13 protein-coding genes (1 of these 13 only partly in view) are annotated in these 14,820 nt (G+C 60.8%); 4 read left to right on the top strand and 9 right to left on the bottom strand.

Features of this window, described 5'->3' with window-relative positions:
* The first annotated feature begins 99 nt into the window (after positions 1 to 99).
* Together CYG48_RS14715 and CYG48_RS14710 are read left to right on the top strand one after the other, a co-directional pair.
* Complete coding sequence (locus CYG48_RS14715) at positions 100 to 1,023, top strand: LysR family transcriptional regulator (protein WP_118851059.1); 924 nt, start codon at positions 100 to 102, stop codon at positions 1,021 to 1,023.
* Between the two features lie 50 nt (positions 1,024 to 1,073).
* Positions 1,074 to 1,310 carry an Lrp/AsnC ligand binding domain-containing protein gene (locus CYG48_RS14710; RefSeq protein WP_118851058.1) on the top strand — a complete coding sequence of 79 codons (237 nt, stop codon included), beginning with the start codon at positions 1,074 to 1,076 and terminating at the stop codon, positions 1,308 to 1,310.
* A gap of 55 nt (positions 1,311 to 1,365) precedes the next feature.
* On the opposite strand, the gene CYG48_RS14705 is transcribed toward CYG48_RS14710, so the two are convergent.
* Positions 1,366 to 1,563, bottom strand: coding sequence for a hypothetical protein (locus tag CYG48_RS14705; RefSeq protein WP_118851682.1), 198 nt, complete (start codon positions 1,561 to 1,563; stop codon positions 1,366 to 1,368).
* A gap of 479 nt (positions 1,564 to 2,042) precedes the next feature.
* Complete coding sequence (gene purU / locus CYG48_RS14700; RefSeq protein ID WP_118851057.1) at positions 2,043 to 2,927, bottom strand: formyltetrahydrofolate deformylase; 885 nt, start codon at positions 2,925 to 2,927, stop codon at positions 2,043 to 2,045.
* Between the two features lie 291 nt (positions 2,928 to 3,218).
* On the opposite strand from purU, the gene CYG48_RS14695 reads away from it, so the two are divergent.
* Complete coding sequence (locus CYG48_RS14695) at positions 3,219 to 4,253, top strand: glycoside hydrolase family 5 protein (protein WP_118851056.1); 1,035 nt, start codon at positions 3,219 to 3,221, stop codon at positions 4,251 to 4,253.
* A gap of 10 nt (positions 4,254 to 4,263) precedes the next feature.
* Here the strand turns inward: CYG48_RS14695 and CYG48_RS14690 are convergent, their stop codons facing one another.
* Positions 4,264 to 5,310 carry a lysine-2,3-aminomutase-like protein gene (locus tag CYG48_RS14690; protein WP_445304307.1) on the bottom strand — a complete coding sequence of 349 codons (1,047 nt, stop codon included), beginning with the start codon at positions 5,308 to 5,310 and terminating at the stop codon, positions 4,264 to 4,266.
* A complete protein-coding gene (epmA, locus tag CYG48_RS14685; RefSeq protein WP_118851054.1) occupies positions 5,310 to 6,380 on the bottom strand; it encodes an EF-P lysine aminoacylase EpmA in 1,071 nt (356 codons plus the stop codon). Before epmA ends, CYG48_RS14690 begins: the two co-directional genes overlap by 1 nt.
* 185 nt (positions 6,381 to 6,565) lie before the next feature.
* Between epmA and efp the strand changes: the two genes are divergently transcribed.
* On the top strand, positions 6,566 to 7,135 hold the full coding sequence (gene efp, locus CYG48_RS14680; RefSeq protein ID WP_118851053.1) for an elongation factor P: 570 nt from the start codon (positions 6,566 to 6,568) through the stop codon (positions 7,133 to 7,135).
* An 88-nt stretch (positions 7,136 to 7,223) separates the two neighbouring features.
* Here the strand turns inward: efp and CYG48_RS14675 are convergent, their stop codons facing one another.
* The 5 genes from CYG48_RS14675 to CYG48_RS14655 form a co-directional block, all read right to left on the bottom strand.
* Entirely contained in the window at positions 7,224 to 8,663 is a 1,440-nt protein-coding gene (locus CYG48_RS14675; RefSeq protein WP_118851681.1) for an efflux transporter outer membrane subunit, read from the bottom strand.
* A gap of 118 nt (positions 8,664 to 8,781) precedes the next feature.
* A complete protein-coding gene (locus CYG48_RS14670; protein ID WP_118851052.1) occupies positions 8,782 to 11,907 on the bottom strand; it encodes an efflux RND transporter permease subunit in 3,126 nt (1,041 codons plus the stop codon).
* Between the two features lie 48 nt (positions 11,908 to 11,955).
* On the bottom strand, positions 11,956 to 13,206 hold the full coding sequence (locus CYG48_RS14665) for an efflux RND transporter periplasmic adaptor subunit (protein ID WP_118851051.1): 1,251 nt from the start codon (positions 13,204 to 13,206) through the stop codon (positions 11,956 to 11,958).
* A gap of 150 nt (positions 13,207 to 13,356) precedes the next feature.
* A complete protein-coding gene (locus CYG48_RS14660; RefSeq protein ID WP_199925154.1) occupies positions 13,357 to 13,959 on the bottom strand; it encodes a TetR family transcriptional regulator in 603 nt (200 codons plus the stop codon).
* A gap of 40 nt (positions 13,960 to 13,999) precedes the next feature.
* Positions 14,000 to 14,820, bottom strand: partial view of a phosphoribosylaminoimidazolesuccinocarboxamide synthase gene (locus CYG48_RS14655; RefSeq protein WP_118851049.1) — the 3' portion only. 130 nt of this gene lie beyond the right edge of the window; only the last 821 of its 951 coding nucleotides appear in the window; the start codon falls outside the window, past its right edge; the stop codon is at positions 14,000 to 14,002.

Raw genomic sequence — 14,820 nt, 5'->3', positions numbered from 1 at the left:
CATGAAATGTCCGGAAGGATCGTGTTCCCGCACTTTACAAGCGACTGTTCTCCATGAATATCGACGTGTTCTCAACAGGTCATTCGAGGGGGGAATGACATGCTGCCTCCCCGGCGGTTTCTACCATCGTTTTCGCTGCTCGCAGCATTCGAGGCGGCTGCCCGCAGCGGCAGCGTGACTGCGGCTGCCAATGAACTCGGCCTGACCCAGAGCGCCGTCAGTCGGCAGATTTCGGCCCTGGAGAAGCAACTCGGTGTGGCGCTTTTCCTGCGCGAACGACAGACAATCCGCCTGACGCTTGCCGGCGACACCTATGCGCGCGAAGTGCGGGAGGCGCTGCGGCGAATTTCGAATGCCTCGCTGAACCTCAGGGCCAATCCGTCGGGTGGCACGCTGAACCTCGCGATCCTGCCCTTCTTCGGCACGCGCTGGCTGACGCCACGCATCGGCCGTTTCCTCGATGCGCATCCCGGCATGGTGGTGAACCTCATCACCCGGCTGGAGCCGTTCGATTTCCGCTTCGACACCCTGGATGCGGCCATCCATTTCGGCCCGGCGCGCTGGCCGGGCGCAGCACTAACGTTCCTGATGAGCGAGGACGTGATTGCCGTTTGCAGTCCCGGGTTTAAGACGCGCCATGCGCTGCAGACGCCGGCGGAGCTTCTGGAAGCGCCGCTGCTGCACTTAAGCAGCCGGCCGGACGCCTGGGAAAGCTGGTTCAAGGCGCATGGGATCAGCTTCGACGCGCTGCACGGCATGTTGTTCGACCAGTTCATGCCGATGGTGGAAGCCGCAGCGGCGGGGCTTGGGGCGGCACTCTTGCCGCGCTTCCTGATTGCTCGTGAACTGGATGCAGGGCTGCTGGTGCCGGCGGTCGAGGCACCGGCGGTCGAGGCCGGGCAGTATTTTCTGGCCTATCCACCTGATCGGGCGAGCTACGGTCCGCTCGCCGCCTTCCGCGACTGGATCAGCCGGGAGATGGAGGAGGAGACGCTTGCGCAGGGTGGGCGCATCGGCCAATAGTCGCTTATATCCATCTTGATCGTACCTGATCCGACCGCGTGGAAAACATCATGAAGCCAATCTTCGTCCAGCTCCGTTGCAAGCCCGGCAAGACCTACGAGGTCGCTGACGCCATCTACAAGACCGAACTCGTGTCCGAGCTTTATTCCACCAGTGGTGACTGGGACCTGCTTTTGAAGGTCTACATCAACAATGACGAAGAGATCGGCCGATTCGTGCAGGAAAAGATCGCCTCGATCCCGAATATCGAGCGCTCACTGACGACCATCACCTTCACGGCGTTTTAGCGGGGCACAAAAAAGCCGCCCTGGGGCGGCTCGTTTTTTCTGTAGCTCTGGACGCTCACACATGCGCCGACGGCGCCGCGTTGCGCGCGCGCACGAGATCCCGGATCGCCGAGCGTACGTCGTCCGGCGTATCGAACCGCTGTTCATCGAGATCGATGACGTGGAATTTCACGGCGATGAACTTCAGCCGGTCTTGATCCGGAATGACGATGCCGACCGGCTCGCCGCCGAACTCTATGACTTGCTTCTGCATGGCAGACTCCCGCATTGGCCGCTTGAGATGCAGCACTGACGAATGGAATTTTCAGGAACAGTTGAACCGAAAGCGTTACATTCGACAGCACGGAAGGGAGCGGCAATCCGTGCCATGTACTTTGAGTACAACGTCGCAAAAGGTGGCGACGAAAACATTATTCAGCATGTCACACTCCCTCTTGAGTTGCACCACTGCGGGGACTTCGCCTGAAGCCGCCACAACGCCTATGTAAGCCAAACCGTCGATTCGATCAATGAAAATCAGATTAGCTAGAATTTTTTTCTGGCTGATGACAGGATGAAGGCGGAAATGTGAAATTTCATTCGCTGTTTGCCGCCGGATCAGCAGGCCCGAAGATAGGCACTGCTTCCCACCCGGCAAGGGCCGGTCAGCAAGATTCCGCGTGAGGAAGTAGAAGATCGAAGTGATCGAGGCCGCGCCGAATCCGGCGCGGCCTGATCTGTGCCGGTATGGGATTAGCCCATGCGCTCGGAGGCGTAGCTGCCCGGGCTCGGCGGGAAGACCACAGTGCGGTTGCCGTTGATGAAGGTGCGATGGTGGATATGGGCGTGGATCGCACGCGCCAGCACCTGGCTTTCCACATCGCGGCCCAACGACACATAGTCTTCTGCGGACTGCGCATGGGTAATGCGCACGGTGTCCTGCTCGATGATCGGACCTTCATCGAGATCCGCCGTGACGTAATGGGCCGTCGCGCCAATCAGCTTCACGCCGCGCTGGTAGGCCTGCTTGTAAGGGTTGGCACCCTTGAAGCTCGGCAGGAAGGAGTGGTGGATATTGATGATCCGGCCTGACATCTTCTGGCAAAGCCCGTCGGACAGAACCTGCATGTAGCGGGCAAGGACGATGAGCTCGGTGCCGGAGGATTCGACCACTTCCATCAGCTGGGCTTCAGCCTGCGGCTTGTTTTCCTTCGTCACCTTAATGTGGTGGAAGGGGATGTCGTTGTTGACCACCAGCTTCTGGTAATCGAAGTGGTTCGACACGACGCCGACGATGTCGATCGGCAGCGCGCCGATCTTCCAGCGGTAAAGCAGGTCGTTGAGGCAGTGGCCGAAACGCGAGACCATGAGGAGGACCTTCATGCGCTCGTCGGCGTCGAAGAACTCCCATGTCATCTCGAACTTGTCAGCAATCGGCTTGAAGCCTTCCATCATCCGGGCGCGGTCGGCACCTTCTTCGGAGATGAAGCTGACGCGCATGAAGAACTTGCCGGTATCGAGGTCGTCGAACTGGGAGCTGTCGATGATGTTGCAGCCGCTTTCGGCAAGGAAACCCGAGATGGCAGCGACGATTCCACGCGCGGTCTTGCACGACACGGTCAGCACATAATTCTTCATCTGATCTCCCCATCCTCAATCTGGCAGCAATGTATACATCTAGTGCGACAGGCACAACTGCCAAGCCAGCCTACGACGCGATAGGTCTCAGTTGCAGGAGCGGCATGTACACATCCGCCTTTGAAATGTCGTCGCACACCTAACATATCCGACGCTGACGCCAATTCCGTTCCTTTTGCGCCGTCGCAGCGCGCAAGCCCGCCCTCTTGTTTATTCAATAAGCCTGCGCATCTGGTTAGAATGCGCTAAAGCCTGCCTTGAACGGCTGGAGAAGCGCTTGAAGGGGAGAGCATGGGAAGTCAAGCGTGGATGGCCAAGCTACTGATCGCCATGACAGGTTTTGGCGTGGCCGCGTCGCCGGCATCAGCGGATGTCTATTGCCTGCGCGGCATCAACCTGGCCGGTGCGGAATTCGGCGCCCCGGGGGATGAGTATGGCAAGGGCTACCTTTATCCCTCCGCTGAGACGATCACCTACTTTGCCCAGAAGGGCCTCAACACTGTCAGGCTGCCGTTCCTGTGGGAGCGCCTGCAGCCGAAGCTTTACGACGAGCTTGACCCCGTGGAGCTTGGTCGGCTGCAAGATACCGTAAAGCAGGTCCGGGCGCAGAACATGGCGGTGATCCTCGACCCGCACAACTACGCGCGCTTCCGTGGCGATCTTATCGGCTCTGAAGCGGTGCCGCAGAGTGCATTCTCAGATTTCTGGAGGCGCCTCGCGACGGCCTTTGCCGGCAGGGAAGGCGTGGCCTTCGGTCTGATGAACGAGCCGCATGGCATTTCTGCCGAAGACTGGCTGTCTGCCGCCAATAGCGCCATCGGCGCCATCCGTTTGACCGGCGCGGGAAATCTCATCCTCGTGCCCGGGACTGCCTGGACCGGCGCCCATAGCTGGCGCTCCGACAGCTATGGCACGCCGAACGCTTCTGTCATGGAACAAGTTTCCGATCCGGAAAACAACTATGCCTACGAGGTTCATCAATATGCGGACACCGACTTCTCGGGCAAGAACGTCGAATGTTCGCGTGCAGCCGATGCCGTGAAAGGTCTTGAAGACGTTGCCGACTGGCTGCGGGAAAACGGGAAACACGGCTTTCTCGGCGAGTTTGCCGTGCCCGCGGATCCGCAGTGCCAGGCTGTTCTTGCAGACATGGTAAGGACGGTCGAGAAAGATCCTGATGTCTGGCTCGGCTGGTCCTATTGGGCTGGCGGTGACTGGTGGCCGCAGGAGGAACCGCTGAACATCCAGCCGACCGCGCGGGGCGACCGCCCGCAGATGCAGACGCTGTCGCGCCTTCTTTTTGAAAAGTCAGCCTGCGTTCGCTAGGTCGGCGAGGTCATGCCTTCGGCGGATAAGCGTGTTCGGCGCCGCGGAAATCGCTGACGGCGTAGCAGCCGTCGGCCGGCCGTGCAGCACCTTCGGAAATCACGGCCTTGCCGTGGCCGCCCGGGATATCCAGCACATAGGTCGGCTGGCAGAGGCCGGAGATATTGCCGCGCAGCGCTGAGACGATCTTCTGCCCTTCGGCGATGTCGAGCCTGAAATGACTGGTGCCGGGCGCGAGATCCGGGTGATGAAGATAATATGGCTTCACCCGCGTCTCGACGAACGCTTTCATCAGCGCACCGAGCACGGCCGGATCGTCGTTGATGCCGCGAAGCAGCACCGTCTGGCTGATCATCGGGAAACCCGCGTCAACAAGGCGAGCACAGGCTGCGCGCGCCCTCTCCGTCAGTTCGGCTGGGTGGTTGGCATGCAGGGCGATGTAAACCGTCTTGCCGCTCTTCTTCAGCGACGCGATCAGCGCCTCATCGACATGGTCCGGATCGACGACGGGCACGCGGGTATGGAAGCGGACGATCTTCACATGCGGGATCGCTGCCAAGCCTTCCATGATCACGGAAAGACGACGCGGTGACAGCACCAGCGGGTCGCCGCCGGTCAGGATCACTTCCCAGATGTCTTCATTGCCGGCTATATAACTTAACGCCTTCTCAAGCTCGTCGGGTGCCAGCGTGCCGTCACCCTGTGGGCCGACCATCTCGCGGCGGAAGCAGAAGCGGCAATAGACCGGGCAGATATGTACCGCCTTCAGCAGCACCCGGTCTGGGTAACGATGCACGATCCCCTTGACCGGGCTGTGGGCATGGTCGCCGATCGGATCGTCGCGTTCTTCGGGCGTCGTCAGCAGTTCCGCGGGATCGGGAATGAACTGGCGCGCAACCGGGTCGTTGGTTTTCCCGCTTCCGATGAGCGACACAACGGTCGGCGTCAGCGCAACCGCATATTTCTCCGCAACTGCGCGCAGGTCGGGAAGCTGGTCCGGCAGGACCAGACCGGCTGTTGCCAGATCCTCGACGGTCTTGAGTGCCCGGTCCGCCATCAATCCAGAACCTCGGCCACCGGTGCCCACATGACCTGGTCAATCCGAGTCGCGCCGGTCGCCAGCATGGCGAGCCGATCAAACCCGAGTGCAGCCCCGCTCGCCTGCGGCATCGCACTGAGGGCATCCAGGAAATCCTCGTCCAGCGGATAACGCTCACCATAGATGCGTGCCTTCTCGGCCATTTCATGCTCGAACCGGCGGCGCTGTTCCCCCGCATCCGTCAGTTCGCCGAAGGCATTGGCGAGCTCGACAGCGCATGCATAAAGCTCGAACCGTTCTGCCACGCGCGGATCCCGCTCCGAAGGGCGGGCAAGGGCGGCTTCCGAAACCGGGTATTCGCACAGGATCGTCGCGCGTCCCTGGCCAAGATGCGGCTCCACCCTGTCGACCAGCACCTTGCTGAAGAGATCCGCCCACGTGTCGTCTTCGGCGAAGGCAATGCCGGCAGAGTGCAGTTGCGACGCCAGAAGGTCGCGATCGGTCTCGCCACTGGCCGCCACTGATGCGAGGAGGTCGATACCAACATGGCGATCAAAGGCTTCCGCAAGGGTGACACGTTCCGGCTCGGCGAAAGGATCCACTTCCATGTTGCGGAAGGCAAAGCGCTTGGTTTTTGCCGTTTCCGCGGCGAGCGCCAGCATCGCAGCACAGTCGTCCATCAGCTGTTCGTAGGTCTCGCCAACCCGGTACCATTCCAGCATGGTGAATTCCGGATGATGGAGAGGGCCGCGCTCGCGGTTACGGTAAACATGCGCGAAGGTGAAGATGCGTGTCTCGCCGGCAGCGAGCAGCTTTTTGCATGCGAACTCGGGCGACGTATGCAGGTAGAGCGGGCTCCTGGGGCCCTCAATGGAGATTGCCTCTGTGGAGAAGGCATGCAGATGCGTCTCGTTACCGGGCGAAACCTGCAAGGTGGCGGTATCGACCTCGATGAAGTCGCGAGCGCCGAAGAAGCCGCGCAGCGCCGTCTGCACCGCATTACGCCCCAGGAGGAAAGGTCTGCGGTCGGCATGGCTATTTGAGTTCCACCACGGAGAACGGAACGACGGCGTGCTGGAGGCGTTCATTTGCGGCTTTCTTCGCCACTTCTGGCTGGCGAGGCTTCCACTTTTGCGAAATTTAGGCTAGGTGCGCCCGGAAACAAAAGTTCAAACTCGAAGGCGGCTCTCACGGCCGCCGGTGAACCGGTTACCGCCGGTCATCTACGATGCATTTTCGGCAGTGACAAGCCGCCAGGCACATAAGGAAACCCATGGTTAAGATCATCGCCTCTTCTGTTCGCAAGGGCAACGTCCTCGATGTCGACGGTAAGCTCTATGTTGTTCTCACCGCCGAGAATTTCCATCCCGGCAAGGGCACGCCGGTGACGCAGGTCAACATGCGCCGCATCGTTGACGGCGTGAAGGTGTCCGAACGCTGGCGGACGACCGAGCAGGTCGAGCGCGCTTTCGTTGAAGACGTGAACTTCCAGTACCTCTATGAAGACGGCGAAGGCTTCCACTTCATGAACCCGGAAACCTACGACCAGGTCGTGGTTGATGCCGAGACCATGGGTGACCAGAAGGCTTATCTCCAAGAAGGCATGACCTGCATCCTGTCTATGCACGAAGGGGTTGCGCTGGCGATCCAGCTGCCGCGCCACGTGACGCTCGAGATCGTCGAGACCGAACCGGTCGTGAAGGGCCAGACGGCATCGTCCTCCTACAAGCCTGCGATTCTGTCCAACGGCATCCGCACCATGGTGCCGCCGCACATCGATGCCGGCATCAAGGTCGTCATCGCGACGGAAGACAATTCCTACGTGGAACGCGCCAAGAGCTGATCTGGCGCCAAGCCAACAAAAAACCCTCCAGTGCGTCGGCGCTGGAGGGTTTTTCTTTGTCTGGAAGAAAGACTCTTGCGAGCCTCACTTAATCCTTGAGCACGACCTTGGTCGCGACAACCGCGTCGGCCTTGCCCCAGCCGTAACCGCCGCCGATGGCAACATTCAGTGCCACGTAGTCCTGGGCGACCTGGCGGACTGCGTCTGCCAGGCTTGCCTGTGCCTGCGAGACCTGGCGCTGCGCATCAAGCACGTCGAGCAGCGAGGAAGCACCGTCCCGGTAGCTTGCGGTGGCGAGCTGCAGGGCTTCTTCGTAGGACTTCACCGTCGACTGCAGGGCGTTCACCGTCCGGCGATCACGCGACACGGCAGCAAGGGCGTTCTCGACTTCTTCAACAGCGTTGAGAACCGTTTCCTTCCAGGCGAGATAGGATTCGCGTGCTCGCGATTCGGCGATGCGAACGTTGCCGCGCAGGCGACCCCCATCAAGGATCGGCAGGTTCAACTGCGGACCGAAGGACCAGGTCAGAGCCCGGGTGTCCATCGCGCCGGAGATTGCGGTGTAGCGCGGCGAGATCGAACCGCCGAGCGTGATCGACGGATAAAGCTGCGCTTCTGCAACGCCGACCTCGGCAACGGCCGAAGCAAGCTGGCGTTCAGCCGCACGGATGTCCGGACGATTGCGGATCAGGTCGGCCGGAACGCCGGCGCTCGCGTTGAAGCGGGCAGTCGGCTGTCGGGCGCCGCGCTGCAGTTCCGGAAGAAGTGCAGATGCCGGCTGGCCGAGAAGCGTTGCGATGCGGTGGGCGGCGCGGCGGAACTGGGTTTCAAGCCCCGGAATTTCCGCGATCGTCGAGTTCACCAGACCTTCAGACTGTACGACATCGAGGCGCGAGGCTGCACCGGCTTCCAGCTGAAGCTTGGTGAGGCTCAGGGTTTCGTTGCGGGAACCGAGGTTGCGCCGCGCAATCGCGATGCGCTCCTGGTAGTAGCGAACGTCGATATAGGCCGCTGCCACCTGCGACAGATAGGTGAGGCGTGCGACATCGGCCGCGGCGTATGCTGCGTCAAGCGAAGCGAGCGCGCTTTCCTTGGACCGGCGGTAGAGGCCGAACAGGTCGAGGAACCACGACGCGGTCAGGTTACCGCTCGTTACGCTCGTCGTGCTTTCCTGTGTCGAGTCAGGGCTGGTATTCGCCCCGCTCGTTGTGTTGCTGGCGCCTGCGTCGAGGGACGGCAGGGCACCGGCTCCGGCGACGACGACGTTGGCCTGGGCGGCGTTGATCCGCTCAAGCGCCTGCAGCACGTTCAGGTTCTGGTTCAGGCCCTGCTGAATATAGGAATTCAGGCGGCTATCGTTGAAAGCCTTCCACCAGGCAACCTGCGATACATCGCCGTTGCTGGAGGCCTTGGCTTCGGCAAACTTGGCCGGCAGAGAAATTTCCGGCGCGGTGTGATTGGGGCCCACGACGCAACCCGAAAGGAGAAGCGCGGTAGTAAGCGGAGCAACAACACGAACTAGCAACATCATCTTATCCATATGTCCGATCAAATTCGGGCGGTTCCTGAGCACGGCTATTGCCACGTCGCCTGCGCTACGCCCTGACCGGCGAACCGACCAGTCAGGGTGCCGATAAAACTGCCAATCAGTTTGTTGGCGTCGCTTCAGGTATCGTTGCTTTTTTACGATTTGATAACCTCCGGACCACCACAAAAAACGATGGTACGAAGAAAATTCCCAGAAGTGTTGCAGAAAGCATACCACCCAGCACGCCGATACCGATCGCATTCTGGGCCGCCGATCCGGCACCCGTCGCAATCGCCAGCGGCACGACACCAAGGATAAAGGCGAGCGAGGTCATGACGATCGGGCGCAGGCGCAGGCGGGCTGCCTCAAGCGTCGCGTCGAGCAGGCTCATGCCACCTTCCTGTCTTTCCTTGGCAAACTCCACGATGAGAATGGCGTTCTTTGCCGCCAGGCCGATTGTCGTCAGCAGGCCCACCTTGAAGTAGACGTCGTTGGATTGGCCAAAGAGGTAGGCCGCGCCAAGGGCGCCCAACACCCCGATCGGCACAGCGAGGATGACCGAGAAGGGCACCGACCAGCTTTCGTAAAGCGCTGCAAGGCACAGGAAGACGATAAGGACCGAAAGGGCGTAGAGCATCGGCGCCTGTGAACCCGACAGGCGTTCCTGATAGGAAATGCCCTGCCACGCCACCGAGTAACCACCCGGCAGTTGCGCGGTGAGCCGCTCCATTTCTTCCATGGCCTGACCGGTGCTGACACCGGGTCCTGCCGCGCCTTCCAGCGGAATTGCGCTGGTGCCGTTGAAGCGGGCAAGCTGCGGCGTGCCGCTGATCCATTCCACGGTGCTGAACGATGAGAACGGCACCATCTCGCCCTTGTTGTTGCGTGCGTACCAGTGCTTCAGGTCATCCGGCTGCATGCGAAACGGCGCATCGGCCTGCACGTAAACCGGCTTCAGTTCGTTGTTCAGGGTGAAGTCGTTGACATCGCGGCCGGCGAAGATGGTCGCCAGCATCGAGTTGACGGAAGCGAGATCAACGCCCATCGCACCGAGCTTTTCCTGGTCGAGCAGGATCTTCAGCTGGGTTTCGGAACGCTGCGTGTTGCTACGTAGCGACGCGATGTTGGGGTTGGTGGTACCGGCCTGCATCAACTGCTGCGAGGCCTGGGTCAGCGCATCGTTGCCGTTGTTGCCGCTGTCGACGAGATACATCGAGAAGCCGCTAGACGTGCCAAGCCCCTGGATCGCAGGCGGAAGGAGCGCAAACACCTGGGCATCGCGCAGGCTGAAGAAGTAGCCGCTCGCCCTCTGGACGACGGCGGCTGCCGATTGCTCCGGTCGCGTGCGTTCCGCAAAATCCTTGAGCTTGGTGAAGACGATCGCGTTGTTCTGGCCGCTGCCGCCGAAGCTGAAGCCCAGCACGCCGAATACGTCCGATACGTTCTCCTTTTCCTTTTCCAGGAAGTAGGCTTCGACCTTCTTGACGACCTCGTCGGTGCGCGGCGTGGTGGAACCAACCGGCGTCTGGATGATCGTCAGCAGCACGCCCTGGTCTTCCTGCGGGAGGAAGGAGTTGGGCAGCTTGGTGAAGAGCCATGCGCATCCGCCAATGATCAGCGCGAACACCAGGGTGACGCGCAGCGGACGCTTCAGGAGGTAACCAATGGTCGAGACATAACCATGTGTGGTCTTGTCGAAACCTCGGTTGAACATCGCACCGATGCCGCGACCCTTCTTGTGGTGATCGATCGGCTTCAGCATCGTGGCGCAAAGTGCCGGCGTCAGCACGATAGCGACCAGTGCCGACAGCAGCATCGCCGAAACGATGGTGATCGAGAACTGGCGATAGATGATGCCTGTCGAGCCGCCGAAGAAGGCCATCGGAATGAAGACCGCGGTCAGAACCAGCGCGATGCCGATAATGGCACCGGTGATCTCGCCCATCGACTTTTCCGTCGCCTCGAGCGGTCCGAGCTTTTCCTCATCCATGATTCGCTCGACGTTCTCGACCACGACGATCGCGTCGTCGACCAGAAGGCCGATCGCCAGCACCATGGCGAACATGGTGAGCGTATTGATCGAATAGCCGGCCACGGCGAGAATGCCAAAGGTGCCGAGCAGAACAACCGGAACGGCGATCATCGGGATCAGCGTTGCGCGCAGGTTCTGGAGGAACACGAGCAACACGACGAAGACGAGGATGATCGCTTCGATCAGCGTGTGCACGACCTTCTCGATCGACAGTTCCACGAAGGGGGTCGTGTCGTAGGGGTAGGTGATCTCGACGCCCTCGGGCAGGTTCGGCCCGATCTTGGCAAGTTCGGCGCGCACCAGGTCTGCGGTATCAAGAGCATTGGCGCCTGTTGCAAGATTCACGGCAAAGCCGGTCGAGGGCAGGCCGTTCTGGCGCGACGTGCCGCCGTAGCTTTCCTGGCCGATCTCGACGCGTGCTACATCGCTCAGCCGCACCGTTGCGCCGTCCTGCTCGACCTTCAGAATGATCCGCTCGAACTCGTCCACCGTGGTGAGCTGGCTCTGCGCCGTCATCGTCACGGTCAGCTGCTGGTTGTCGGTTGCGGGAAGACCGCCGAGCGAACCGACCGACACCTGGGTGTTCTGCGCCTGGATAGCGCCCGTCACGTCGGACGCGGTCAACTGGTACTTCTGCAGCTTGTAGGGGTCGAGCCAGATGCGCATGGCATAACCGGACCCGAAGATATTGATGCTGCCGACACCTTCGAGGCGCTTTACCTGGTCTTCAATCTGGGTGGAGAAGATGTCGCCAAGGTCCACCGACGAGCGCTTCTTGTCAGTCGAAACCAGCGCTCCAACGAGAAGGATGCTCGATGTGGATCGGGCGACTTCAATGCCGGCCTGCTGCACGACATCCGGAAGCTGGCTTTGCACGAGTTGCAGCTTGTTCTGCACCTGCACCTGCGCAATGTCCGGCAGGATGCTGTTGCCGAAGGTGAGCTCGACGCTCGCGCGACCCGTCGAAGACGACGAGGTCATGTAGGTCAGGTCATCGAGACCGGTCATGCCGTCCTCGATGATCGAGGTCACCGATTTTTCGACTGTTTCGGCGCTCGCACCATTATAACTCGCGTTGATGCGCACCGTGGTCGGCGCGATGTCCGGATATTGCGAGATGGAAAGCGTCGCGATGGCAAGTGCGCCGCCCAACATGATGACGATCGCGATGACCCAGGCAAAAACCGGCCGCCGGATGAAAAATTTGGCCATTTCAGATGCTTCCTTGCCGCGTTTCGTCTTGGTCGTTCCGCCGAGCCGTCAAGGCCTGTCCGCGGGCTTGTCCGCGGGCTTTTCCGCGGCCGAATCGTCCGCGGCAGGCTTAGCCGCCTCAGGCTTGGGTGCTTCGACGACAAAACCGCGTTCGTCCACGGTCGCCTCGACCGGCTGTACAGTCGCGCCATCGCCGATCCACTGGAAGCCGTCAACGATCAGGCGGTCACCTTCATTGATGCCTTCGGTCACCAGCCAGTTGTTGTTGGAGACCGAGCTTTTCGCGAAGATGCGGGTTTCGACCTTGTTGTCAGCCGTGATGAACTTCGCCGACAGTTCCCCGCGGGCGTTGCGCGTCGCGGCCCGCTGCGGAATGAGGTAGCCGTTGAGATTGCCGAGCGTCACCGTGGCACGCACATACATGCCCGGCAGGATGATGTCGCGCGGATTATCGAAGAGCGCACGGATCTGGTACGTTCCAGTGGTCTCGCTTACCGACATGTCGGCCATGTCGAGCTTGCCCGTCGTTGGGTATTCGGTGCCGTCTTCCAGCGCGAGGCGAATATCGGCCTTGCGCGGATCGCCGCTCAGCTTGCCCGATTCCAGCGACGAGCGCAGTTCCAACAGGTTGGCGCTGGAATCGATGAGGTCGATATAGATCGGATCGATGCGTCGCAGCGTCGTCAAAGCGTTCGTCTGGTTCGCCGTCACGATATTGCCAATGCTGACATTGGAGATCGACGTCACGCCATCGAAGGGTGCGCGGATCTCGGTGAGTTCCAGATTGATCTGCGCCGCCTTCAGCGCCGCATTGGCCTGCGCCACGTCGGCTTCCGCCTGAAGCAGCGTGACGCGGGCGTTCTCGAATTCGATCTGCGTCGCGCCGCTGTTCACCAGGCGCTCGTAGCGCGCAAGGTTCGCCTGGGCGCTCGGAATGCTGGCTTGAGCCTTCGCGACGGTGGCCTCGGCCTGTGCCACTTCGGCCGCATAGGTGCTGTCTTCGATCTTGTAGAGAAGGTCACCCGCCTTGACCTCGCTGCCCTGCTTGAAGGCAATCTCCTTGATCTCGCCGGTCACCCGCGGACGGATCTCGGCAGACTGGAACGCTGAAGCGCGGCCCGGCAGCACGGCGGTGATCGGCTGCTCCGCCTTCTTCATGGCCACGAAACTTACCGGCTGCGGTGGACGCTCGGGGGCGCCACCCGCTGCACCGCCACCAGCGCTTTGCTGGCCGGAGTCGCTGCAGGCCGCAAGCGCCAGGGAAAGGAACAGGGGAAGGAGAAGTCTGCGTCCGGTCATGGCGTCATCCAAGAAAAACGATTGGCGGCCGCCATGGCGCAAGCTTGCGTCGGCGGGAGTATGAAGAAGATTAACGCGCTGCCTCACGAAAAACAGCGGTCGCGGGCCGATTCATCAGCGCGAGTAGAAGGTGACGTAATTGACAAAACGTCACTTTACAAGCTGATTTTGCAGTGCGGCATTCACGAGTTTGGCAAGACCGGCGCAACGGTCACGCAGTTCCTCCGCGCTCGACTTTACCAGAAGCGCCGGATGCAGGACACTGGCGAAGGCCGCGGCGACATACCGGCTGGTCGCGACCACATCATCGCATCGATAGACGCTGGTCTCGGTTCCATGCCGGACAAGCTCGGTGAACAGTGCATCGATCAGTTCCTTATAGCGATGGCCGCTGGGCAGGTCCGCCTCCGACATGATGAAGATCATCTCAAAGAGGTAAGGGTTGTCGCGCAGGTCCTGTAGATGCGCTTCCATCAGCTTGCGCACGACGATTTCGAGCCGCTGCGGCGCCGGCGCCGTTTCGTGCAGGTTTTCGAAGCGGCCGATCATCCGGCTGATGTGCCGTTCGCAGATCGCGTCCGCCAGCGCGGATTTCGAATGGAAATGCTTGAAGACATTCGCAGGCGACATGCTGAGCGCCTGCGCCACGTCGGCGATCGAACATTTAGCGATGCCGCGCTCACGGAACATGGCTTCGGCCGTGTTGAGGATATCCTCCCGTGTCTCCTCAGCCTTCCGCCGTGGTCTGCGCACGCTCACCTCTTGATGCATCGGTTCTTCCAGCTGTTCGAGGTCAGCTGGAAACGAAATAGCGCTTCAGATTGTTGCGAACCCGCTCCAGCACGGTTTCCCCTGTCGTGTCCGGCACGAAACGCTCGCCGGTGATGGTCTCATAGGCCGTCCGATAAACGGCAGCCGTTTCTTCCACGAGTTCCTGCGGAATGGCCGGAATGTCATCCTTGTAAGGGTCGCAACGCTCCACCACCCATGCGCGGATAAAATCCTTGTCGAAACTTTTCGGACGGCTGCCGGCCTGGAAAGCGGCGTCATAGCTGTCGGCGATCCAGTAGCGACTGCTGTCGGGCGTATGGATCTCGTCGGCAAGCAGGATGCGGCCGTTTTCGTTGGTGCCGAACTCATATTTGGTGTCCACGAGGATCAAGCCGCGTTTTGCCGCCATTTCCTGCCCGCGCTTGAAAAGCGCCAGTGCATAATTCGACACCTGTTCCCATTGCTCCTTGGTCAGGAGACCCTTTTCGACAATGTCCGCCGGCGTCAGCGGTTCATCGTGGCCGCCGTCGAAGGCCTTGCTGGTCGGGGTGATCACCGGATGCGGCAGGACCTGGTTGTCCTTCATGCCATCGGGCAAGTCGAGACCATACATCGTGCGTTCGCCCTTCTTATAGAGGGTGAGGAGCGAGGTTCCTGTCGTTCCGGCGAGATAACCGCGCACGACGATCTCAACCGGCAGGATGTCGAGGCGCTTGCCGATCACCACATTCGGGTCCGGGTAGGCGATCACGTGGTTGGGGCAGATATCCTTGGTGGCCTCGAACCAGTAGCGCGCCGTTTGCGTCAGCACATGGCCCTTGTCGGGAATGGAGGTGAGGATCC

Origin of the sequence: Neorhizobium sp. SOG26 (genome assembly GCF_003491345.1) — a bacterium.
GTDB lineage: Bacteria > Pseudomonadota > Alphaproteobacteria > Rhizobiales > Rhizobiaceae > Neorhizobium > Neorhizobium turbinariae.
Note: the sequence above shows the minus strand (reverse complement) of the source record. Positions and strands in the feature narration are given on the sequence as shown.

Excerpts from the sequence above, each read along its gene's own strand:
- efp (WP_118851053.1), top strand. The coding sequence starts at position 6,566 with ATGGTTAAGATCATCGCCTCTTCTGTTCGCAAGGGCAACGTCCTCGAT.
- CYG48_RS14715 (WP_118851059.1), top strand. The coding sequence starts at position 100 with ATGCTGCCTCCCCGGCGGTTTCTACCATCGTTTTCGCTGCTCGCAGCA.
- CYG48_RS14675 (WP_118851681.1), bottom strand. The coding sequence starts at position 8,663 with ATGTTGCTAGTTCGTGTTGTTGCTCCGCTTACTACCGCGCTTCTCCTT.
- CYG48_RS14705 (WP_118851682.1), bottom strand. The coding sequence starts at position 1,563 with ATGCAGAAGCAAGTCATAGAGTTCGGCGGCGAGCCGGTCGGCATCGTC.
- epmA (WP_118851054.1), bottom strand. The coding sequence starts at position 6,380 with ATGAACGCCTCCAGCACGCCGTCGTTCCGTTCTCCGTGGTGGAACTCA.
- CYG48_RS14695 (WP_118851056.1), top strand. The coding sequence starts at position 3,219 with ATGGGAAGTCAAGCGTGGATGGCCAAGCTACTGATCGCCATGACAGGT.
- CYG48_RS14665 (WP_118851051.1), bottom strand. The coding sequence starts at position 13,206 with ATGACCGGACGCAGACTTCTCCTTCCCCTGTTCCTTTCCCTGGCGCTT.
- CYG48_RS14710 (WP_118851058.1), top strand. The coding sequence starts at position 1,074 with ATGAAGCCAATCTTCGTCCAGCTCCGTTGCAAGCCCGGCAAGACCTAC.
- CYG48_RS14690 (WP_445304307.1), bottom strand. The coding sequence starts at position 5,310 with ATGGCGGACCGGGCACTCAAGACCGTCGAGGATCTGGCAACAGCCGGT.
- purU (WP_118851057.1), bottom strand. The coding sequence starts at position 2,927 with ATGAAGAATTATGTGCTGACCGTGTCGTGCAAGACCGCGCGTGGAATC.
- CYG48_RS14670 (WP_118851052.1), bottom strand. The coding sequence starts at position 11,907 with ATGGCCAAATTTTTCATCCGGCGGCCGGTTTTTGCCTGGGTCATCGCG.